This is a genomic window from Devosia sp. CAU 1758, assembly GCF_054482695.1.
Genome location: NZ_JBTLRJ010000003.1, coordinates 277,915 through 295,377 on the forward strand (window position 1 = coordinate 277,915; position 17,463 = coordinate 295,377).

Below are 17,463 nucleotides of genomic sequence, written 5' to 3' on the forward strand. Positions count from 1 at the left end.
ATATCACGCCGCGCCTTCCGCCCTCTTAATGCGTACTGCACAACCATGGGACCAGGCGGTGCAGCCAAATTGCCGGTTTTGCGTTAGAAGCGTGCTGCGTGGTGTGTCTCGGTGCCTGTGCACGGAAACGAAAGCCTGCAAAAAAGGGCAGCATTGTGGGAGGTGGCGCTGACGGGGAGGAAATTGTTTCGGCTGGGGGAAGTACGTGCCACCACGGTCGCCTTGGCTTTTTTGTCGCTTTGTGTGGGCATATTCGCGGCCGTTTTCGCCTACTTCGTCATCCAGGGCGTGGATCAGACCCGCATTAGGCTCGAGGAGCGATCTCAGGCTGCCGCGCAGGTGGTGGCGACCAATGCCGGTTGGGTGGCTCAGGTAGCGGACCAGACCTTGCGGCGCCTTGACGCCGTCCTCGGACCCGACCTGAACACGGACCGCCAGGTTCTTCAGGCGGCTGTCGAAGGTTTGCCTGCGGAAATTGACGTTTATGTTATCGATGCCGGGGCAAACACGATCTTCTCGACCGTTCCTGGTGCGGAGGCAATCAGCGTAGCGGACCGTGACTATTTCATCGCCCTGAACGAGGGTGCTGAATTCTACACGTCAGGGCTGCTCGTCAGCCGACTGACAGGAGAGAACATATTCGTCCGTTCCAAGCGGGTGACCCGCGACGGTGTCTTTGCCGGGGCGATCATGGTCTCGTTCAGCGATGTGCTGATGCAGAACTTCTGGTCCTATCTCGATCTCGATCCCGGCTCGACCGTCAGCCTCATCCGGCGCGACGGGATGTTGATGGCGCGCTATCCGGGCATTAGCGAAGCCCTTGATCTCTCGAATCATGTCCTCATCTCCGAATACCTGCCGGAGGCCGAAGCCGGGACCTACTTCTCCGAAGCTTCGCCGGTTGACGGAATTTCCCGTGTCGTCAGCTATCGTGCGGTCCCAGGCACCGATATTCTCGCACTCGCCTCCATCGCAACCAACCGCACCTGGGATGGCCTGCGCAACGGTATCGTAGCCGTGATGATTATCGCCGCCCCGATTCTCCTCGGCCTTGTGGGCGGCGGCGTCTGGATTGTCAGGCTGCTGCGACGCGATGCCAGCCGGCGCACCGATTTGGAAGCGGCCAATGAGACCACTATCCTGCTGTTCCGTGAAATCCATCATCGCGTGAAGAACAACCTGCAATCAGTCCAGTCGTTGGTGCGAATGCAGGATATGCCCGCCGGCGCCAAGATCGATCTGCAAAGCCGTCTCAGCGCTATGGCCGCAATGCACGAGCACATTTACAAGCATGACCGCTACGAGGACATCGACGCGCATGATCTGGTCCCGGTTGTAGTGGGCGAAGTGGTGCAGGCCTATGGCGCCGACGCCCGGGTCGATTACGATCTGGATCACGTCGCGGTGGACCGTGACCATGCCACTCCGCTCTCGCTATTGTTGAGCGAACTGGTGACCAATGCCTTGAAATATGCGTTCAAGGATGGTCGTGAAGGCATGATCGCCGTGACCCTGCGCGACCTGGGCGGCGGTCGATGCAGCTTGGTCGTTGCCGATAACGGGATCGGCATCGGCGAAGTTCCGGAGAGGCCCACCAGCATGGGGCTGCGTCTCGTCCGTGGTGTCGTGTCCCAGATGGGCGGATCCTATCATTTCGTCACAGACCAGGGCACCCGCTTCGAAGCCGAGCTTGCCTTGGCGGTCGCCGGACATTCGAGCCGGCAATAGGGCCGGAACCGGCGTATCACTTTTGCGCTTGTGACCACGCCACGGATCGGGCATTGGGTAAGCGGATGTTCAAAGTCAACTTATCATGCTCAAGCGGTTTTTCTCCTATTACGCGCCCTATAAGGGTCTCTTCGCGCTCGATTTCGGCAGTGCCGTCCTTGCGGGCCTTCTGGAACTGGCCTTTCCGCTCGCGGTTGCCTACTTCATCGACACACTGCTGCCGCAGAACAATTTCGGCCTCATTGTCCTCACCGGCATTGTGCTTCTGATCATCTACGTGCTGACAGCCGTCCTGCGCGGGGTCGTCAACTATTTCGGCCACATGCTCGGCATCCATATCGAAACCGATATGCGCCAGCAGGTCTTCGCCCATCTGCAAAAGCTCAGCTTCCGCTTCTTCGACAACCAGAAGACCGGGCATCTGATCACCCATGTGACGAAGGGCCTCGAAGACATCGGTGAAGTGGCCCATCACGGCCCCGAGGACCTGTTCCTTGCCGTCATGACCTTTCTCGGCGCCTTCGTGCTGATGTTCCTCATCAATTGGCAGCTTGCCACGATCACCGTCGTTCTCGTTCCGGTCATGACCTGGCTGGTCAGCACCTATGGCGCCCGGATGAACCGCAACTGGCGCGAACTCTATGGCCGGGTGGGGGACTTCAACACCCGCGTCGAGGATTCCATCGGTGGCGTCCGCGTCGTGAAGGCCTTTGCCAATGAAGAGCATGAGGAAAGGCTCTTTGCCGGCAATAACGAGGCCTATCGCGTCACCAAGCTACGCGCCTACGCCTTGATGACGGCGAGCAATGTCGTCACCTTCCTCTCGACCCGTCTGGTGCAACTGGCCGTCATGCTGTTCGGCGCCTGGCTCGTCACCTCCGGCGACTTGTCCTATGGCGGCTTTGTCAGCTTCCTGCTGCTGGTCAACGTGTTCATGAAGCCCATCGATCAGATCACCGCTGTGCTCGAAATGTACCCCAAGGGCATTGCCGGCTTTACCCGCTTCACCCAATTGCTCGATACCGCGCCCGATATTGCCGATAGGCCGGATGCGAAGGTCGTCGAGCACCTGCGCGGCGATATCGTCTTCAGCAATGTGAGCTTTTCCTACGACCAGCGCGGCCGCAGGATTATCGACAGCCTCAACCTGTCGGTGCGGGCAGGCGAAACCGTCGCCATTGTCGGGCCCTCCGGCGCCGGAAAGACCACCCTTTGCGCCCTGCTGCCGCGCCTCTACGAGATCGATGACGGCGCGATCAGCATTGATGGCATCGATATTCGCGACATGACCCAGTGCAGCCTGCGCAGCCAGATTGGCATCGTGCAGCAGGACGTATTCCTGTTCGGCGGTTCCCTGCGCGAGAACATCGCTTATGGGCGGCTGGGCGCCAGCGATTCCGACATTCTCGATGCTGTCCGCCAGGCCCGCCTCGAAAGCGTTGTGGCCCGGCTGCCCCATGGGCTCGACACCATGGTGGGTGAGCGCGGTGTCAAGCTGTCCGGCGGCCAGAAGCAGCGCGTCGCCATCGCTCGCATCTTCCTCAAGAACCCGCCGATCCTGGTGCTCGACGAGGCGACCTCGGCGCTCGACAGCGCCACCGAGCTGGCCATCCAGCAATCTCTCACCGACCTCTCGCGTGGCCGCACCACGCTGGTCATTGCCCATCGCCTCGCGACCGTCCAGCACGCCGACCGCATCATCGTTGTCGATGAAACGGGCATTGTCGAAGAAGGCGCCCACCAGGACCTCCTGGCGCGCCATGGGGCCTATGCCCACCTGCATGCAGCCCAGTTCGGGCTGCTGGCAAATCCGAAGGTCCGCGCATGACCGCGAGCTTCTTTGACGCCCGGGTTCTGGCCACCCGCTATCTCACCCCCGGCATGATGCGCCTGACGTTCGGCGGCGACGGCGTCAGGCACTTCCACGGCACCGGCACGCCGGATGAATATCTGCGGCTGTTCTTCCCCAATGAGAAAACGGGCCGCCTGCACCTGCCCCATATCGATGAGCAGGGCCGCTGGACCTATCCCGATGGCGGCCAGGACGCCATTCGCTGCTCGACCTATACGGTGCGCTACCACCGCCCCGAGACCGGCGAAATCGACATCGACTTCGTCGTTCATGACGGGGGCTTGGCCAGCGAATGGGCCAGGAAGGCGCAGCCCGGCGATGTGATCACAATCAACCGCCCCCGTGGCCTCTACAATCCTCCCGCCGACATCGCCTGGCAATTGCTGATCTGCGACGCGACCGGCCTGCCGGCCCTCTCGCGCATCCTCGAATCCACGCCGGAGCAGGTGCAGTCACGCGTCTTCGCTGAGATCGCCTCGCCCGAGCATGAACAATCCTTGCCGGCACACCCGAATGCCACGATCACCTGGCTGCACCGCAGCGGCAATGGCATCGCCGCCAGCCGCCTTGACCACGTGGTGCGGGCCGTGCCTCTGCCGCTGACACCGGGCTATATCTGGGTCGCTGGCGAGCAGAAGGTGGCGCGGGCCATCCGCAAATATATCCGCCAGGATCTGAAGCTGCCTGCCGAGCGCTATGAACTGGTCGGCTATTGGATCCACGATGGCGAACGCTGGGACGCCAAATGGGAATCCCTGCCTGCCGAGGTGAAGGCGGCCATCGAAGCGGGCTGGTCATCTGGCGGCGATCCTGAACAAATCCGCGATGAATACGAGGCGACGCTGGAAAAGTTCGGCCTCTAGCAGCAAGGCCCGCGACCCGCTTGTGCGCGGCACTGCGGAACGCTACCACCAGAGGCATGAAACGGCTTGGCTTTTTGGGAGCAATGAACCGCGACGTTGTCGTGCAGAGCCCTGCCACGCCTATGCTGCAAAGCCTCGGAATTGACGCCCATACGTTGATCGAAACCGCCGTTTCCGACGCTGTGGCCCAGCGCGGCGCCGAACGTCTTCTGCACTTGGCTGGCGAAGTCTATCTCGGCGGCTCGGCCTTCAATGCCGCCCGCATTGTCGCTCTGCTCAATCGGGATAAGGCGCTCGATCTCGCCTTTTTCGGAATTGCCGGAACCGTGGATGGTTCGGTCCCGCATCGCCTGGCGCTGGACAATTGGGGCATTGCCACCCACGGGGTCACCAACAGTCCGCTGCCGCCGGCCACCTGTCTCGCCATGGTCGAGCCGGCAGGCCGCACCCTGCTGACCGATTCGGGCGCCAATGCGGGCATCGCCGACTGGCTGCGCCGCAACAGTGCCGACCGCGCCAAGGCAATAGCCGCTTGCGACCTCATCCATATCACCTCTTATCTCGATCCCGCTGCGCCCGGGCTTATCGCGGAACTGCTCGAAGCGGCGCGCACGCACAACCCACGCCTGGTGGTGTCCCTCGATCCGGGCATGGCATGGATTGGCCCCGGTGGTGCCGGCCTTGATCGCCTGTTGCGGCAGGCCCAGCTCCTCCACCTGAACAGCGAGGAACTGACCATGTTGCGGGGCGCATCCGGCATGGCCGATATCGGCGCCCGACTGGCCCCCGAATGGTCCATCATCGCCCGCACCCATGAGGGCGCGACGATCTGGTCGCGGACCGAAGACGGACAATTGCGGGAGTCGCGGCTGCCGCCGCATCCATTGCTCGATCCTGGCGCCGTCATCGACGCAACCGGCGCCGGCGACACGTTCTGCGGAGCGTTTCTCTGGTCCTATGCACAAAACCCGGCACAGCCGCTCAAGGCCGCCGAACGCGGCTTTGCCCTGGCGCGCCACAAGGTCGGGATGAATGGTCCGTTGACCGCGGAGGCAGTAGAATTCGTCATGACGGGGCTGAAAAACTGGTGATCTCGGCGGGATTCGAACCCACGACCCCAGGATTAGGAATCCTGTGCTCTATCCTGCTGAGCTACGAGACCAGCCGAGATCGACCTACCAGCCGGGGGCAGGACTTGCAAGATGGACGAAAGCAAAGGACAGCATGGGCGATAGCACAGCTGCCATTATCGACTCTCCGGATCGAGGCATGGGTTGATCCCGACGCAGGGCTTCGCTAAACGGACACCGATACAAAAGGAAGTCCAATGCGCACGGAAATTGAGAAGACCGTTGCCGAAATCGAGCAGGTTCTGACCCTGCTGAGGAGGCATCTTTGACTGGGATACAGCCCAACTCCGCCTCGACGCGCTGAACGCGCAAACCGAATCCCCCGATTTTTGGAATGATCCCGACAAGGCCCGCGCCGCCATGCGCGAGCGCGACGAGTTGGACGTGGCCGTCAAGACGGTTCGGGAGCTCGAAACGGGCATCAGCGACAATGTCGAATTGATCGAACTCGGGGAAGCCGAGGGCGACGAAGAGATCGTGCGCGATGCCGAAAAGGCGCTGCTCGAGCTCAAGCAGACCGCCCGTCGCACCCAGATCGAAACCCTCCTGTCCGGCGAAGTCGACAGCAATGACTGCTACGTCGAAATCCACTCCGGCGCCGGCGGCACCGAGAGCCAGGACTGGGCCAACATGCTGCTGCGCATGTATACCCGCTGGGCTGAACGCCGGAAGATGAAGGTGGAAGTGCTCGAAATGCATGACGGCGAAGAAGCCGGCATCAAATCGGCGACCATCCAGGTCAAGGGGCACAATGCCTATGGCTGGCTCAAGACCGAAAGCGGCGTGCATCGTCTGGTGCGCATCAGCCCCTATGATTCAGCGGCGCGGCGCCACACCAGCTTTTCCAGCTGCTGGGTCTATCCGGTGATCGATGATTCCATCGAGATCGATATCCGTGAAGCCGACCTCAAGGTTGATACCTATCGCGCCTCGGGCGCGGGCGGTCAGCACGTCAACACCACGGACTCGGCCATCCGCATTACCCACGTGCCCTCGGGCATCATCGTAGCCTGCCAGCAGGAACGCAGCCAGCACAAGAACCGCGCCACGGCCATGGCCATGCTGAAATCCCGTCTCTACGAGATGGAATTGCAGAAGCGCGAGGAAGCGACCAACGCCCAGGCGGCCAACAAGACCGATATCGGCTGGGGCCACCAGATCCGCTCCTACGTCCTGCAGCCCTACCAGATGGTCAAGGACTTGCGCACTGGCGTCGAAAGCGGCCAGCCCTCGGTGGTGCTGGACGGCGATCTTGACGAGTTCATGGAAGCCGCCCTGGCCCAGCGCGTGGGCGTGGCTACCGACGTGGTCTCCGAGGACTGACAACTGTTCAAAGCATTGCCGGACCTATCGCACCCTCGGACCCCGGTCCGGGGGTGTTTCTTATCCCAGCAGCGCCAGAATGCGCTTGCCCGTGTCGAGGAACGGCTTGGGATCGAGGCTCTGCTCGGCCCGGTGCACCTCGAAATGCAGGTGCGGCCCGGTTGATCTTCCGGTCGAGCCGACCTTCGCGATCGGCGTGCCGGTCTGCACATGCTGGCCTTCCCGGGCGAGATAGGCGCTGAGATGGGCGTATCGGGTTAGCAACCCGTTGCCGTGGTCGATCTCGACCACTTTGCCATAGCCGGACCGCTCGCCAACAAACCGCACGACGCCATCGGCTGCGCTGAGCACCGATGTCCCGCTGGGTGCGGCAAAGTCGAGGCCGGAATGAAATGCCCGGCCGCCGGTAAACGGGTCCTTGCGGTTGCCATAGCCCGAGCTCTGGCGAAAATTGCCGGTGATCGGCATGTGCACCGGCACCAAGGCCAGGCTGTCCCGCGCCGCTTTATAGAGCAGCAGCGCGTCCATCACCGCATTGGCGTCCTCAATCATGGGCGAGGGGGTGTTGGTCCCATCGCTGGCCGCCAGCAGCGGCCCGCCGATCCCGTCGAACTGCGTCGCGGGCAGGTCGAGGGCAATGCCGAGCTTGCCCAGTTCGCTGACAATACCTTGGGTGCGCTGCGCTGCCGCGACGGCGATTCCAGTCATGGCCTGATGAGTCTCATCCATCATCTGGTTTACGCTGGCCGACGTCGCCGCCACATCGGGATTGCCCGAAAGTGTCGTGACCAGCGACAGGTCCGTGCTCGGCGCTGCGGAAGGGGCGACAGCGGCAATGCCGAGCTGGTCGGCCTTGGTCACCAGCGCCCGCACCAATTGGTGCTGCTCCAGCAGGACTTCCTGCTGCGCCGACAATTCCTGGAGTTGCAGATTGATGTCACCTGCCTGCGCATAATTGCGCGAATGCAGGCGATCGATCTCGACCCGCATCTGCGCCAATCGGTCCTCATAGGCCGACAGCACCATTTCATTCTGCCCGCCGAGCAACCGCGCTATGTCAGGGGCCATGAGCAGGGCGGTGGCCGTTACGGCATTGGCGCCGAGCAGCAGGACGAACATGGAATAGAACAGGGCAGGGTGGACGTCACGACGATTGGCCTTCCGGCCCTCGGCTCCCGATTTGGCTGACTGACGCACCGCCATGACCCCGCAACACGCAAACTATGGTTATCGGAGTGTGGACGAGCTTGGTTAAGAAGCGGGAAACATCAGCCGCCTGCGATCACCTCGTCCAATGCGCCCAGTACTTTTGCGGCATGGCCCTTGATGCGCGTGGCCCGGATGATACGGGCAACCTGACCATCCGCGTCCAGGATGAAGCTGGTCCGGATCAGCCCCATGAATTCCCGGCCATAGAGCTTTTTGAGCTGCCACAGCCCGAATGCCTTGATGACCGTCCGCTCCGGATCGGCGGCCAGCGGCACCTTGAGCCCATACTTGGCCCGGAACTTCCTGTGGCTGTCCAGCGTGTCGGGCGAGACGCCGACAAGGAATGCCTCCCTGGCGCTGAAGGCGTCCGAGAGAGCGGAAAATTCCTGGTTCTCGTCAACGCACCCACCCGAATCGTCCTCAGGGTAGAAGAAGAGAACAACCGGATTGCCCCTAAGCATGCTGGCGGTGACAACCGAGCCATCGTCTCGTAGCAGCGAAAAGTCGGGCGCAAGGTCGCCCTGTTTGAGATGGGTCATGGCCGTTCCTGGTTGGCGTACTGAATAGAGGGTGTCGGCGTCACATTCCAGCCGGTATCATCCTCCAATGCACCGCCCTGGGCGGATGATTCTGAGTGTGGCAGGGGCTTTGGTCCGCTGCCGGTCCTGACGTGGCGGCAGTGAGCGAAGCGACAAGTCCAGCAAACCATTCGCAGACCGAGCCCCCGCCGCCCCGCCAGTCCCGGGCGCGACGGTTTCGCCGCGTCGCCATCTGGGTATTGGGCGTGCCGAGCCTGCTCCTGCTGATCCTCTATGCGATCATGCTGTTCACGCCCATTCGTATTCCATTCAGCGGTCAGGCCATCCGCAGTTTTGTGCAGAATTTCGTGCCGGAGACGGCCGACCTGCAAATGGGCGACATGGCGCTGGCGCTGGAAAACGGTGTCTGGCCCGTGCTCCAGTTTTCGCCAGTGACCTTCGCCGACAGCAAGTCCGGCGCCCGGATCAGGATGGAGGCCCTTGAGGTGGGGTTTTCGCCGGCCAGGGCGCTCTTCGGACAGCCGGGGACCACGATTACAATTGTCGGGCCGCAGGTGCAGATCGTCCAGGATCTCTATGGCCCCCGTCCCGGTCAGCTGGAGATCGTGGATAGTCCCGATGGTGGCCCAGCCACCGTGCGGGTGCTGGAAGGCGCCGATGCCTTTCCGGCGGTTGCCATTTCCTCGGAGGGCATATCCTTCGAGGCCGGCACGGCTCCGCCCATGCGCTCGGACAACGACTGGCTGATCTACAATCTAGAGGCCACCCAACTGGCCATTTCTGACCTGGTGGAACAGACCGCACAGGGACGTTTCTCACGCCTCGTGGTCCGGGAGGGGCGCGTCGCCATGGCCGACCCCATCTATGGCCTGTTCCGGCAATTCGAGGCGGTTTCCCTGGAAATCGGCCCGGTGCCCGGCGAAGAGAGGGTAACCGGCGAGTTCAGCGCCCGCATCGGCGGGCAGACTATATTCGGCACTCTGGAGCGCTCGATCGATGAGGATGGTACGCGCCGCTTGCAGTCCGATGTGACCAATCTCGATTTTTCCGCCTTCCTGCCCTTTATTGATGATCGGGATAGTCTGGCCGCTATGCGCGGCGCCGGCGCCATCTCCATCGATGTCACCTTTGACGCCGCGGCTGGAAAGCTCACCGGGGGGGGCTTCAAGCTCGACCTCACCGGTCTGGACCTGCGCCTCGACGATGATTACTTCCCGGTGGCGAGCTCCATCCTCGACGTGACCTGGCAGCCCGAGCTTGGCCAGTTCACCATGGCCGAAGGGGCACTGCGGATCGGGCAGAGCAGCGCCCAGGTAGCGGGCGTCTTCGTCCTCGGGCTCGACCCGACCTTTGGTCCCACCATTGGCATGTCCCTGACCGCGCGCGACGTCGCCATCCACCCCAATGACATGGATGCCCCGGGGGAGCCCTTCGACACTGTGGAGTTTTCTGGCTGGTCCACCCCGCTCTATGGCGCGCTGGGGATTGATCGCTTGACGGCGCGGCGTGGCGAAGCAGTCGTGGAAACCGCCGGGCGCGTCGACCTGTTGCAGACGGGCGTTGGTCTAGACATGACCATTGCCGGTCAGGGCGTCTCCGCCGACGATTTCAAGCGCCTCTGGCCCTATATCATGGGTGGCGAAAGCCGGGACTGGTTCGTTGCCAATGTCACCGACGGGCGGGTCAAGAGCGCCCGCATGCGCTTCAACTTTCCAGTCGGCACGCTGGCCATCGGTGACGAGGCCGTGCCAATCCCCCAGGACAGCATGCAGATCGAAATTGTCGGGGAAGGTGTTGGCGTCAAGCCAACGCCCGAAATGTCCGCCATTGTCATCTCGGGGGATACCCGGCTGCGCGTCGACGATGAGAATGTTGCGATTTCCGGCGGTGGCGGAACGCTCGATACTGAGGGCGGCACTATTCGCGTGACCAGCCCGGCCCTGGTGATGGACAATTCGGTCCCCGGCGAAAGCATTGTAGAAATATCGGGCGATCTGAACGCTCCAATTCCCGCCTTGCTCGCCCTGCTCGAACAGCAGCAGCCCGATGCACTGTCGGATGCCGACCTGCCGCTTGATCTGGGCACCCTGACCGGCACCGTCGACCTCGGCCTCGTCGCGACCATCGCCCTGGGGGACGAGGACACCGGCCGCGAAATGGATATCGACTATGTCGTCAATGGCACAGTTGGTGACTTTGCCAGTTCAGATCCCATCGAGGGGCGCAACATTAGCGACGGGCAACTCTCATTCTCGGCCTCGCAGGACGGCTACCAACTGGGCGGCACCGCCAGCATCGACGGCATGGAGGCGGAAGTGTCCGTCGAGGGCGAGGTAGACGCCGACCCGGTCTTCCGGATCGCCTCCACCATTGCCGTGGACGATCTGGCCGCCATGGGCTTTGACGCTTCGGAATTCCTCAGCGGCCAGGTGCAGTTCGTTGCCCAGCCCCTGGCCGAAGGCGCCCTGCACATGTCCGTCGATCTCGAAGGCGCCGCGCTCGATATCCGCGACCTTGGCATTTCCAAGCCGGTCGGAACGCCCGGCCACCTGACAGCCACTGTTCGCCCCGATGAGGATGTCACGCACCTCGAGGACATCGCCCTTTCCTTTGGTAGCGTTCGTCTCAATGGCCTTATCGACTACCACGCGACCGAAGGGCTCGTGGCCGCGAACTTCACCAATTTCGCCCTCAGCGAAGGGGACAGCGCAACAGTTGACCTGGCCCCCACCGATGGCGGTTTTGCCGTGCGCATTCGCGGCGCCCAGCTCGATCTCAAGCCGGTTCTCAGTCGCTTCTTCGGCCTTGAGCAGGGCAGCGGTGGCGTGCAGTCGACCCAGTTCGACCAGACCCTGGCCCTCGATGTCGAGCTCGACCGTGCCATCGGTTACTACGCCACCACCGCCTTCAACCTCGATCTCGACATGGCCCTGCGCGGCATGAACCTGACCCGCGTCGCGCTGGCCGCCCAGTTCGATGAAGGCAACGCCATTTCCATCACCACCAACCCGGCGCCGAACGGGCGGACCCTTTCAATGGCATTCAACGATGCGGGCACCGTGCTGCGCCTGCTGGGCATCTATTCGCAGCTGGCAGGCGGCTCGGGCAGCCTCGTCATGACCACGAACCGCAATATCGACGCCGAATCCGGCCAGCTCATCCTGCGCAATTTTGCGATTGTCGATGAGGACAATGTCGTTGAGATTCTCGGCAATCACTCGGACTCCCGCGCGGCCATTGCCTCTGGAAACCGTCTTGATTTCCGCGCCGGCCAGGTCGACTTCGTCCGCCGCAGCGACCGCGTCGAGGTGACGGACGCTGTACTTGCCGGCGACACTGTCGGCGGCACCATGCGTGGCTTCATCTATACCGATCAGCGTCGCTACGACCTGACCGGCACCTACGTACCGCTGTTCGGGCTTAACAACATCTTCCAGCAATTGCCCATTCTAGGACCATTACTGGGCGGCCGCGATGGCGAGGGGCTCGTCGGTGTCACCTTTGCGGTGCGCGGTCCGCTCGACCAGCCGCAATTTCTGGTCAATCCGCTGTCCATCCTGGCCCCAGGCATCTTCCGCGAAATGTTCGAATTCCGCGCCCGCGAACTGCCACCAGCGCCCGCGCAATAAGCCGGCCCCTGCGCAATAAAAGGGGGCACCGCCCGTCTGGCGATGCCCCACAATCAGTTCCTGCCAGGGATTATACCGGCTTGATCAGCGCATGCCGCTTCTTGCCCACCGATAGCTTGATCACGCCCTCTTCGAGCAGGACATTGTCACCCAGCATCAGCTTCTCGTCGTCGATAAGCGCATCATTGACCCGCACGGCCCCGGACGCCACATGCCGCCGCGCTTCGCCATTGGAGGCAGCCAGTCCCGCTTTCACCAGCGCATTGAGCACGCCGATACCGGTGGCGAGTTCGGCATGGGTGACCTCAGCCGTTGGCAGGGAAAGATCGAGCCTGCCTGTCTCGAACGTCGCCCGCGCCGTTTCCGCTGCCGCTTCCGCCGCCTCATGCCCACGGATCATTGCGGTCACTTCGGTGGCAAGGCGCTTCTTGGCCTCGTTGATGTCTCCGCTGACAACCCGCGCGATCTCGTCGAGCGGCAGGGTCGTGTAGAGCTTGAGGAACCGCTCCACGTCCGCGTCCTCGGTATTGCGCCAATATTGCCAGAAGTCATAGGCCGAGAGCAGGTCGGCATTGAGCCAGATGGCGCCATTGAGCGACTTGCCCATCTTGGCGCCTGAGGCGGTCGTCAGGAGCGGCGAGGTCAGCGCATAGAGCTGCGGGGTCCCCAGCCGGTGGCCGAGGTCGATGCCGTTGACGATATTGCCCCACTGGTCCGAGCCGCCCATCTGCAGGCGCACGTCATAGCGCTGGTTCAGCTCGACGAAGTCATAGGCTTGCAGGATCATATAGTTGAATTCGAGAAAACTCAGCGACTGCTCGCGGTCCAGCCGCTGCTTGACCGAGTCGAAGCTCAGCATGCGGTTAACCGAGAAATGCTGGCCCACATCGCGCAGGAACTCGAGATAGTTGAGCGGCATCAGCCACTCGGCATTGTTGACCATCAGCGACTTGCCGTCGCTGAAGTCCAGGTAATTGGAGAACACCTGCTTGATGCCGTCGATATTCGACTGGATCATGTCGGGCGTCATCAGCTTGCGCGCCTCGTCCTTGAAGGACGGGTCGCCCACCATGCCGGTGCCGCCGCCCATCAGGGCCACGGCGCGGTGGCCGGTCTTTTCCAGCCAGTGCAGCATCATGATCTGGATGAGGCTTCCCACATGCAGCGAGGAGGCCGTGGGGTCAAAGCCGATATAGGCCGTGACCGTTTCGGTGGCGAAGAGCTTGTCCAGCCCGTCGTCGTCCGATGTCTGGTGGATGAAGCCACGCTCGGAAAGGGTGCGCAGGAAGTCGGATTTGAATTTTGTCATTTTGCGATCCATTCAAACCATCAGGTCATTGCCGCGAAACCGGGAATACCTTGTTGGTCTGTCGGTACTGAAACGGCGCCTCCCGCTTGCGCGGGCAGGCACCGTGGTGGTTTCAATCGCAGTTTTGCGCCCTGTCAGCGCCCGCCGCCGTCCGCGATCTCCTGACGGCGACGGTCGAGATATTCGGCACACGCGGTCGTCAACTCATCGATCTTGCCTTCATAGAAGTGGTTGGCCCCGTCCACAATCTGCTGCTCGATTGTGATGCCCTTCTGGGTCTTGAGTTTGTCCACCAGCTTCTGCACCGACGTTGGCGGCGCCACGCGGTCCTTATCGCCATGGATGATCAGGCCCGAGGACGGGCAGGGGGCCAGGAACGAGAAGTCGTAGAGGTTTTCCGGCGGCGACACCGAGATGAAGCCTTCAACCTCGGGCCGCCGCATCAGCAATTGCATGCCGATCCAGGCGCCGAACGAAAAGCCGGCGATCCAGCAGCCGCGCGACTCACGGTTGATGATCTGCAGCCAGTCGAGCGCCGCGGCAGCGTCGCTGAGTTCGCCGATACCATGGTCGAAAACGCCCTGGCTCCGCCCGACACCGCGCGAATTGAAGCGCAGCACGGAAAAGCCGCGTTCGGCGAACATGTAGAAGAGATTATAGACGATCTGGTTATTCATCGTCCCGCCGAACTGCGGGTGCGGGTGCAGCACGATGGCAATCGGAGCATTGGGCTCCTTGCCTGGCTGGTACCGGCCTTCCAGACGCCCTTCCGGGCCGTTGAAGATCACTTCTGGCATGAGTTTTTTCCGGCCTTTTCTGGCTTCGTTCATTTGGGGGTTCCTGGACCCCGTCCGGGCGCGCGCACGGCTTGACTAAGCGCGGTCCGCTCCCTAAAACATGGGTCCGAAACACCAGTTTAGAATTATTCGAAACTTGGTCTTAGGCCGGGATACGGCCCATTCGAGCGCCCCTTGTAATGAGGTTGGGCGTAAAAATTCAAGAAGTGTTTGGTTGCGGGGTCGCGGAAGCGTCCTGTGGCAGGCATGGCAGCTATGATGAGCGCGCTGCGCTCGGTAGGCGGAATGACCAAAGCGAGTGTCTATCTCGACCACAATGCAGCCTCCCCGCTTCGTCTCGAAGCGCGGGCAGCGTTGTCTGCTGCGCTCGACCTGACCGGCAACCCGTCCTCCGTTCACGGCCATGGCCGTGTTCTCCGCGATCTGATCGAGACCGGCCGCCAGCAGGTGGCCCTCCTTGCCGGCGCGGAACCAAAGCAGGTGGTCTTTACCGCCTCGGCCACCGAGGCCATCACCCAGGCCATCGTTGGGGGCGCCAAAAGCTTTTCGGCAGGCGCCATTGCCCTGAGCGCGGGGGAGCACGCCGCCACATTAAGAGCCGCGGAGGCCACGGGCCTGCCGCTATGGACTATTGCACTCGATGCCGATGGCCGGATTGACCTCGATCAACTGGCGGCGATTTTGCGCCGGGCCGGCAGCGAAGACATCACGCTGCTGGTCGCGCTGCACTGGGTGAACAATGAAACTGGCGTGGTTCAGCCCATCGCGCAGATCAGCGCCCTGGTCGGCCCGACGCGTCACGCATTGTTCATCGACGGGGTCCAGGCCTTCGGCAAGCTGCCCCTCGGCTTTGCCGCTTCGGCACCCGACATGGTGGCTGTAAGTGGCCACAAGATCGGCGCACCCGCCGGCATTGGCGCCCTGCTGGTCAAGGCCCATGCTGACACAGTCCGCCTCATTCCCGGCGGCGGCCAGGAACAGGGACGTCGTGGTGGCACCGAATCTGCGGCCCTGATCGCCGCCTTCGGCGCGGCCGCCGAAGTTACCCGATACGACGCAACGGCCATGAAGGCCCTCACTGATTGCGTTGAAAACGGCCTCAGGCGTCTGGCGCCCGAAACCATCGTTTTCGGCGGGAACACCGAGCGCATTGGCAATGTCAGCAATTTTGCCGTGCCCGGTATCGGCAATGCCACGGCGATGATGGCGCTGGACCTGATGGGCCTGTCGGTGTCGTCCGGCTCGGCCTGTTCGTCGGGCAAGGTCGGTGCCAGTCATGTCCTGGCGGCCATGGGCGTATCGCGGGAACTGGCCAATTGCGCGCTGCGCGTCAGCTTCGGCTGGAATTCGACCATGGCGGATGCGCAGGCATTTCTCGCTGGATTTGAAACACTCCTCGCCCGCCACACGCGGGCAGGAAAGGCAGCCTAGCTGCCAGAATATATGCGTTCGCGGCGGCCTTGAACCGCCGAGGGACATAAAGGAGAAGCCGCATGGCGGGTTACGATATTCCGACCCTGAAGGAAGAAATCGACCGGGAAACCGTCGATCAGGTGCTGGCGCTCGACGTCGACAAGTACAAATACGGCTTTGAGACCGACATCGAATCCGACGTCGCCGCAGTAGGCCTCAGCGAGGATACCATTCGTTTCATCTCGGCCAAGAAGGACGAGCCGGAATGGATGCTGGAATGGCGCTTGGAAGCCTTCCGCCGCTGGCAGACCATGGACGAGCCCAATTGGGCCAAGGTCCATTATCCCAAGATCGACTTCCAGAGCATCAGCTACTACGCGGCGCCAAAATCCTTCACGGGTCCCAAAAGCCTCGATGAAGTCGATCCCGAATTGCTCGCGACCTACGCCAAGCTCGGCATCCCTTTGAAGGAACAGGCCATCCTGGCCGGCGTCGAAGGCGCGGCCGAATCTGTCGGCACGCCCTTTGGTGCCAATGTCGCCGTGGATGCTGTCTTCGACTCCGTTTCCGTGGTCACCACCTTCCGGGCCGAACTGGCCAAGAAAGGCATCATTTTCTGCTCGATCTCCGAAGCCATCCGCGAATATCCGGACTTGGTGAAGCAGTATCTGGGCTCGGTGGTTCCGGTTTCCGATAACTACTATGCCACGCTCAATTGCGCCGTCTTCACCGATGGGTCCTTTGTTTACATCCCCAAGGGCGTCCGCTGCCCGATGGAATTGTCGACCTATTTCCGCATCAACGAGAAGAAGACCGGCCAGTTCGAGCGCACGCTGATCATCGCCGATGACGACAGCTACGTGTCCTATCTCGAAGGCTGCACCGCCCCGATGCGTGACGAGCACCAGTTGCACGCCGCAGTGGTCGAGCTGGTTGCCCTGGACAATGCCGAAATTAAATACTCGACCGTCCAGAACTGGTATCCGGGCGACAAGAACGGCAAAGGCGGCATCTACAATTTCGTCACCAAGCGTGGCGATTGCCGTGGTGTGAACTCGCACATCTCCTGGACCCAGGTGGAAACCGGCTCGGCCATCACCTGGAAATATCCCAGCTGCATCCTGCGCGGCGACGGATCGCGCGGTGAGTTCTATTCCATCGCCATTTCTAACGGCTACCAGCAGGTTGATAGCGGCACGAAGATGCTGCATCTGGGCAAGAACACGTCCAGCCGCATAATCTCCAAGGGTATTGCCGCCGGCTTCTCGGACAACACCTATCGCGGTCAGGTCTCGGCGCATGCCAAGGCGAAAAACGCCCGTAACTTCACCCAGTGCGACTCGCTGCTGATCGGTGACAAGTGCGGCGCCCACACCGTGCCTTACATCGAGAGCCGCAACGGCACGGCAGTGTTCGAGCACGAGGCCACCACCTCCAAGATTTCCGACAACCAGATGTTCTATTGCCAGCAGCGCGGCCTCTCCGAGGAAGACGCTGTGGCCCTGATCGTCAATGGCTTCGTCCGCGACGTGCTGCAGCACCTGCCCATGGAATTCATGGTCGAAACCCAGAAGCTGATCGCCATCAGCCTCGAAGGCAGCGTCGGCTAACCTATAACGAATGAATGACCGGGCGGCGCCAGAGGCGACCTCGGACTTGGAGAAAATGCAA

Annotated in this window: 12 protein-coding genes and 1 tRNA gene; 8 read left to right on the top strand and 5 right to left on the bottom strand. The window is 62.0% G+C overall.

Annotation, left to right across the window (positions count from 1 at the left end):
* Positions 1–111 precede the first annotated feature (111 nt).
* The 4 genes from ACXYMS_RS11505 to ACXYMS_RS11520 all read left to right on the top strand — a co-directional run bounded on the left by ACXYMS_RS11505 (position 112) and on the right by ACXYMS_RS11520 (position 5,534).
* A complete protein-coding gene (locus ACXYMS_RS11505) occupies positions 112–1,728 on the top strand; it encodes a sensor histidine kinase (RefSeq protein WP_458906427.1) in 1,617 nt (538 codons plus the stop codon).
* An 85-nt stretch (positions 1,729–1,813) separates the two neighbouring features.
* Positions 1,814–3,556 carry an ABC transporter ATP-binding protein gene (locus ACXYMS_RS11510; protein WP_458906429.1) on the top strand — a complete coding sequence of 581 codons (1,743 nt, stop codon included), beginning with the start codon at positions 1,814–1,816 and terminating at the stop codon, positions 3,554–3,556.
* Positions 3,553–4,443, top strand: coding sequence for a siderophore-interacting protein (locus tag ACXYMS_RS11515; RefSeq protein WP_458906431.1), 891 nt, complete (start codon positions 3,553–3,555; stop codon positions 4,441–4,443). Before ACXYMS_RS11510 ends, ACXYMS_RS11515 begins: the two co-directional genes overlap by 4 nt.
* A gap of 83 nt (positions 4,444–4,526) precedes the next feature.
* Positions 4,527–5,534, top strand: a complete 1,008-nt coding sequence (locus tag ACXYMS_RS11520) for a carbohydrate kinase family protein (protein WP_458906433.1) — start codon at positions 4,527–4,529, stop codon at positions 5,532–5,534.
* On the opposite strand, the gene ACXYMS_RS11525 is transcribed toward ACXYMS_RS11520, so the two are convergent.
* Positions 5,529–5,605, bottom strand: a tRNA-Arg gene (locus ACXYMS_RS11525). The two genes, ACXYMS_RS11520 and ACXYMS_RS11525, sit on opposite strands and share 6 nt — an antisense overlap.
* A 165-nt stretch (positions 5,606–5,770) precedes the next feature.
* On the opposite strand from ACXYMS_RS11525, the gene prfB reads away from it, so the two are divergent.
* Positions 5,771–6,896, top strand: a protein-coding gene (gene prfB / locus ACXYMS_RS11530; RefSeq protein WP_458906435.1) for a peptide chain release factor 2 whose coding sequence is annotated in 2 segments (ribosomal slippage) — positions 5,771–5,839 and positions 5,841–6,896 — 1,125 coding nt in all. Because the reading frame shifts where the segments join, the coding sequence is not laid out codon by codon here.
* 60 nt (positions 6,897–6,956) lie between these two features.
* Here the strand turns inward: prfB and ACXYMS_RS11535 are convergent.
* Entirely contained in the window at positions 6,957–8,093 is a 1,137-nt protein-coding gene (locus tag ACXYMS_RS11535) for a M23 family metallopeptidase (protein ID WP_458906436.1), read from the bottom strand.
* 71 nt (positions 8,094–8,164) lie between these two features.
* Positions 8,165–8,644, bottom strand: a complete 480-nt coding sequence (locus tag ACXYMS_RS11540; RefSeq protein WP_458906437.1) for a peroxiredoxin — start codon at positions 8,642–8,644, stop codon at positions 8,165–8,167.
* Between the two features lie 140 nt (positions 8,645–8,784).
* On the opposite strand from ACXYMS_RS11540, the gene ACXYMS_RS11545 reads away from it, so the two are divergent.
* Entirely contained in the window at positions 8,785–12,273 is a 3,489-nt protein-coding gene (locus ACXYMS_RS11545) for a hypothetical protein (protein ID WP_458906439.1), read from the top strand.
* Positions 12,274–12,343: 70 nt separating this feature from the next.
* On the opposite strand, the gene tyrS is transcribed toward ACXYMS_RS11545, so the two are convergent.
* Together tyrS and ACXYMS_RS11555 are read right to left on the bottom strand one after the other, a co-directional pair.
* Positions 12,344–13,582 (bottom strand): tyrosine--tRNA ligase, encoded by a 1,239-nt coding sequence (gene tyrS, locus ACXYMS_RS11550; protein ID WP_458906441.1) that lies wholly within the window; start codon positions 13,580–13,582, stop codon positions 12,344–12,346.
* Between the two features lie 134 nt (positions 13,583–13,716).
* Positions 13,717–14,379, bottom strand: a complete 663-nt coding sequence (locus tag ACXYMS_RS11555) for an alpha/beta hydrolase (protein ID WP_458907007.1) — start codon at positions 14,377–14,379, stop codon at positions 13,717–13,719.
* 285 nt (positions 14,380–14,664) lie between these two features.
* Here ACXYMS_RS11555 and ACXYMS_RS11560 point away from each other — a divergent pair, with 285 nt between their 5' ends.
* Both ACXYMS_RS11560 and sufB read left to right on the top strand, forming a co-directional pair.
* Positions 14,665–15,810: a cysteine desulfurase family protein gene (locus ACXYMS_RS11560; protein WP_458906443.1), complete on the top strand. Its 1,146-nt coding sequence runs from the start codon at positions 14,665–14,667 to the stop codon at positions 15,808–15,810.
* 62 nt (positions 15,811–15,872) lie between these two features.
* Positions 15,873–17,402, top strand: a complete 1,530-nt coding sequence (gene sufB / locus ACXYMS_RS11565) for a Fe-S cluster assembly protein SufB (RefSeq protein WP_458906445.1) — start codon at positions 15,873–15,875, stop codon at positions 17,400–17,402.
* The last annotated feature ends 61 nt before the right edge of the window (positions 17,403–17,463 follow it).

What these genes read in the sequence shown, in the direction of transcription:
- ACXYMS_RS11510 (WP_458906429.1), top strand. Translation starts at nt 1,814, where the DNA reads ATGCTCAAGCGGTTTTTCTCCTATTACGCGCCCTATAAGGGTCTCTTC.
- ACXYMS_RS11515 (WP_458906431.1), top strand. Translation starts at nt 3,553, where the DNA reads ATGACCGCGAGCTTCTTTGACGCCCGGGTTCTGGCCACCCGCTATCTC.
- ACXYMS_RS11520 (WP_458906433.1), top strand. Translation starts at nt 4,527, where the DNA reads ATGAACCGCGACGTTGTCGTGCAGAGCCCTGCCACGCCTATGCTGCAA.
- ACXYMS_RS11540 (WP_458906437.1), bottom strand. Translation starts at nt 8,644, where the DNA reads ATGACCCATCTCAAACAGGGCGACCTTGCGCCCGACTTTTCGCTGCTA.
- tyrS (WP_458906441.1), bottom strand. Translation starts at nt 13,582, where the DNA reads ATGACAAAATTCAAATCCGACTTCCTGCGCACCCTTTCCGAGCGTGGC.
- ACXYMS_RS11555 (WP_458907007.1), bottom strand. Translation starts at nt 14,379, where the DNA reads ATGCCAGAAGTGATCTTCAACGGCCCGGAAGGGCGTCTGGAAGGCCGG.
- ACXYMS_RS11560 (WP_458906443.1), top strand. Translation starts at nt 14,665, where the DNA reads ATGACCAAAGCGAGTGTCTATCTCGACCACAATGCAGCCTCCCCGCTT.
- sufB (WP_458906445.1), top strand. Translation starts at nt 15,873, where the DNA reads ATGGCGGGTTACGATATTCCGACCCTGAAGGAAGAAATCGACCGGGAA.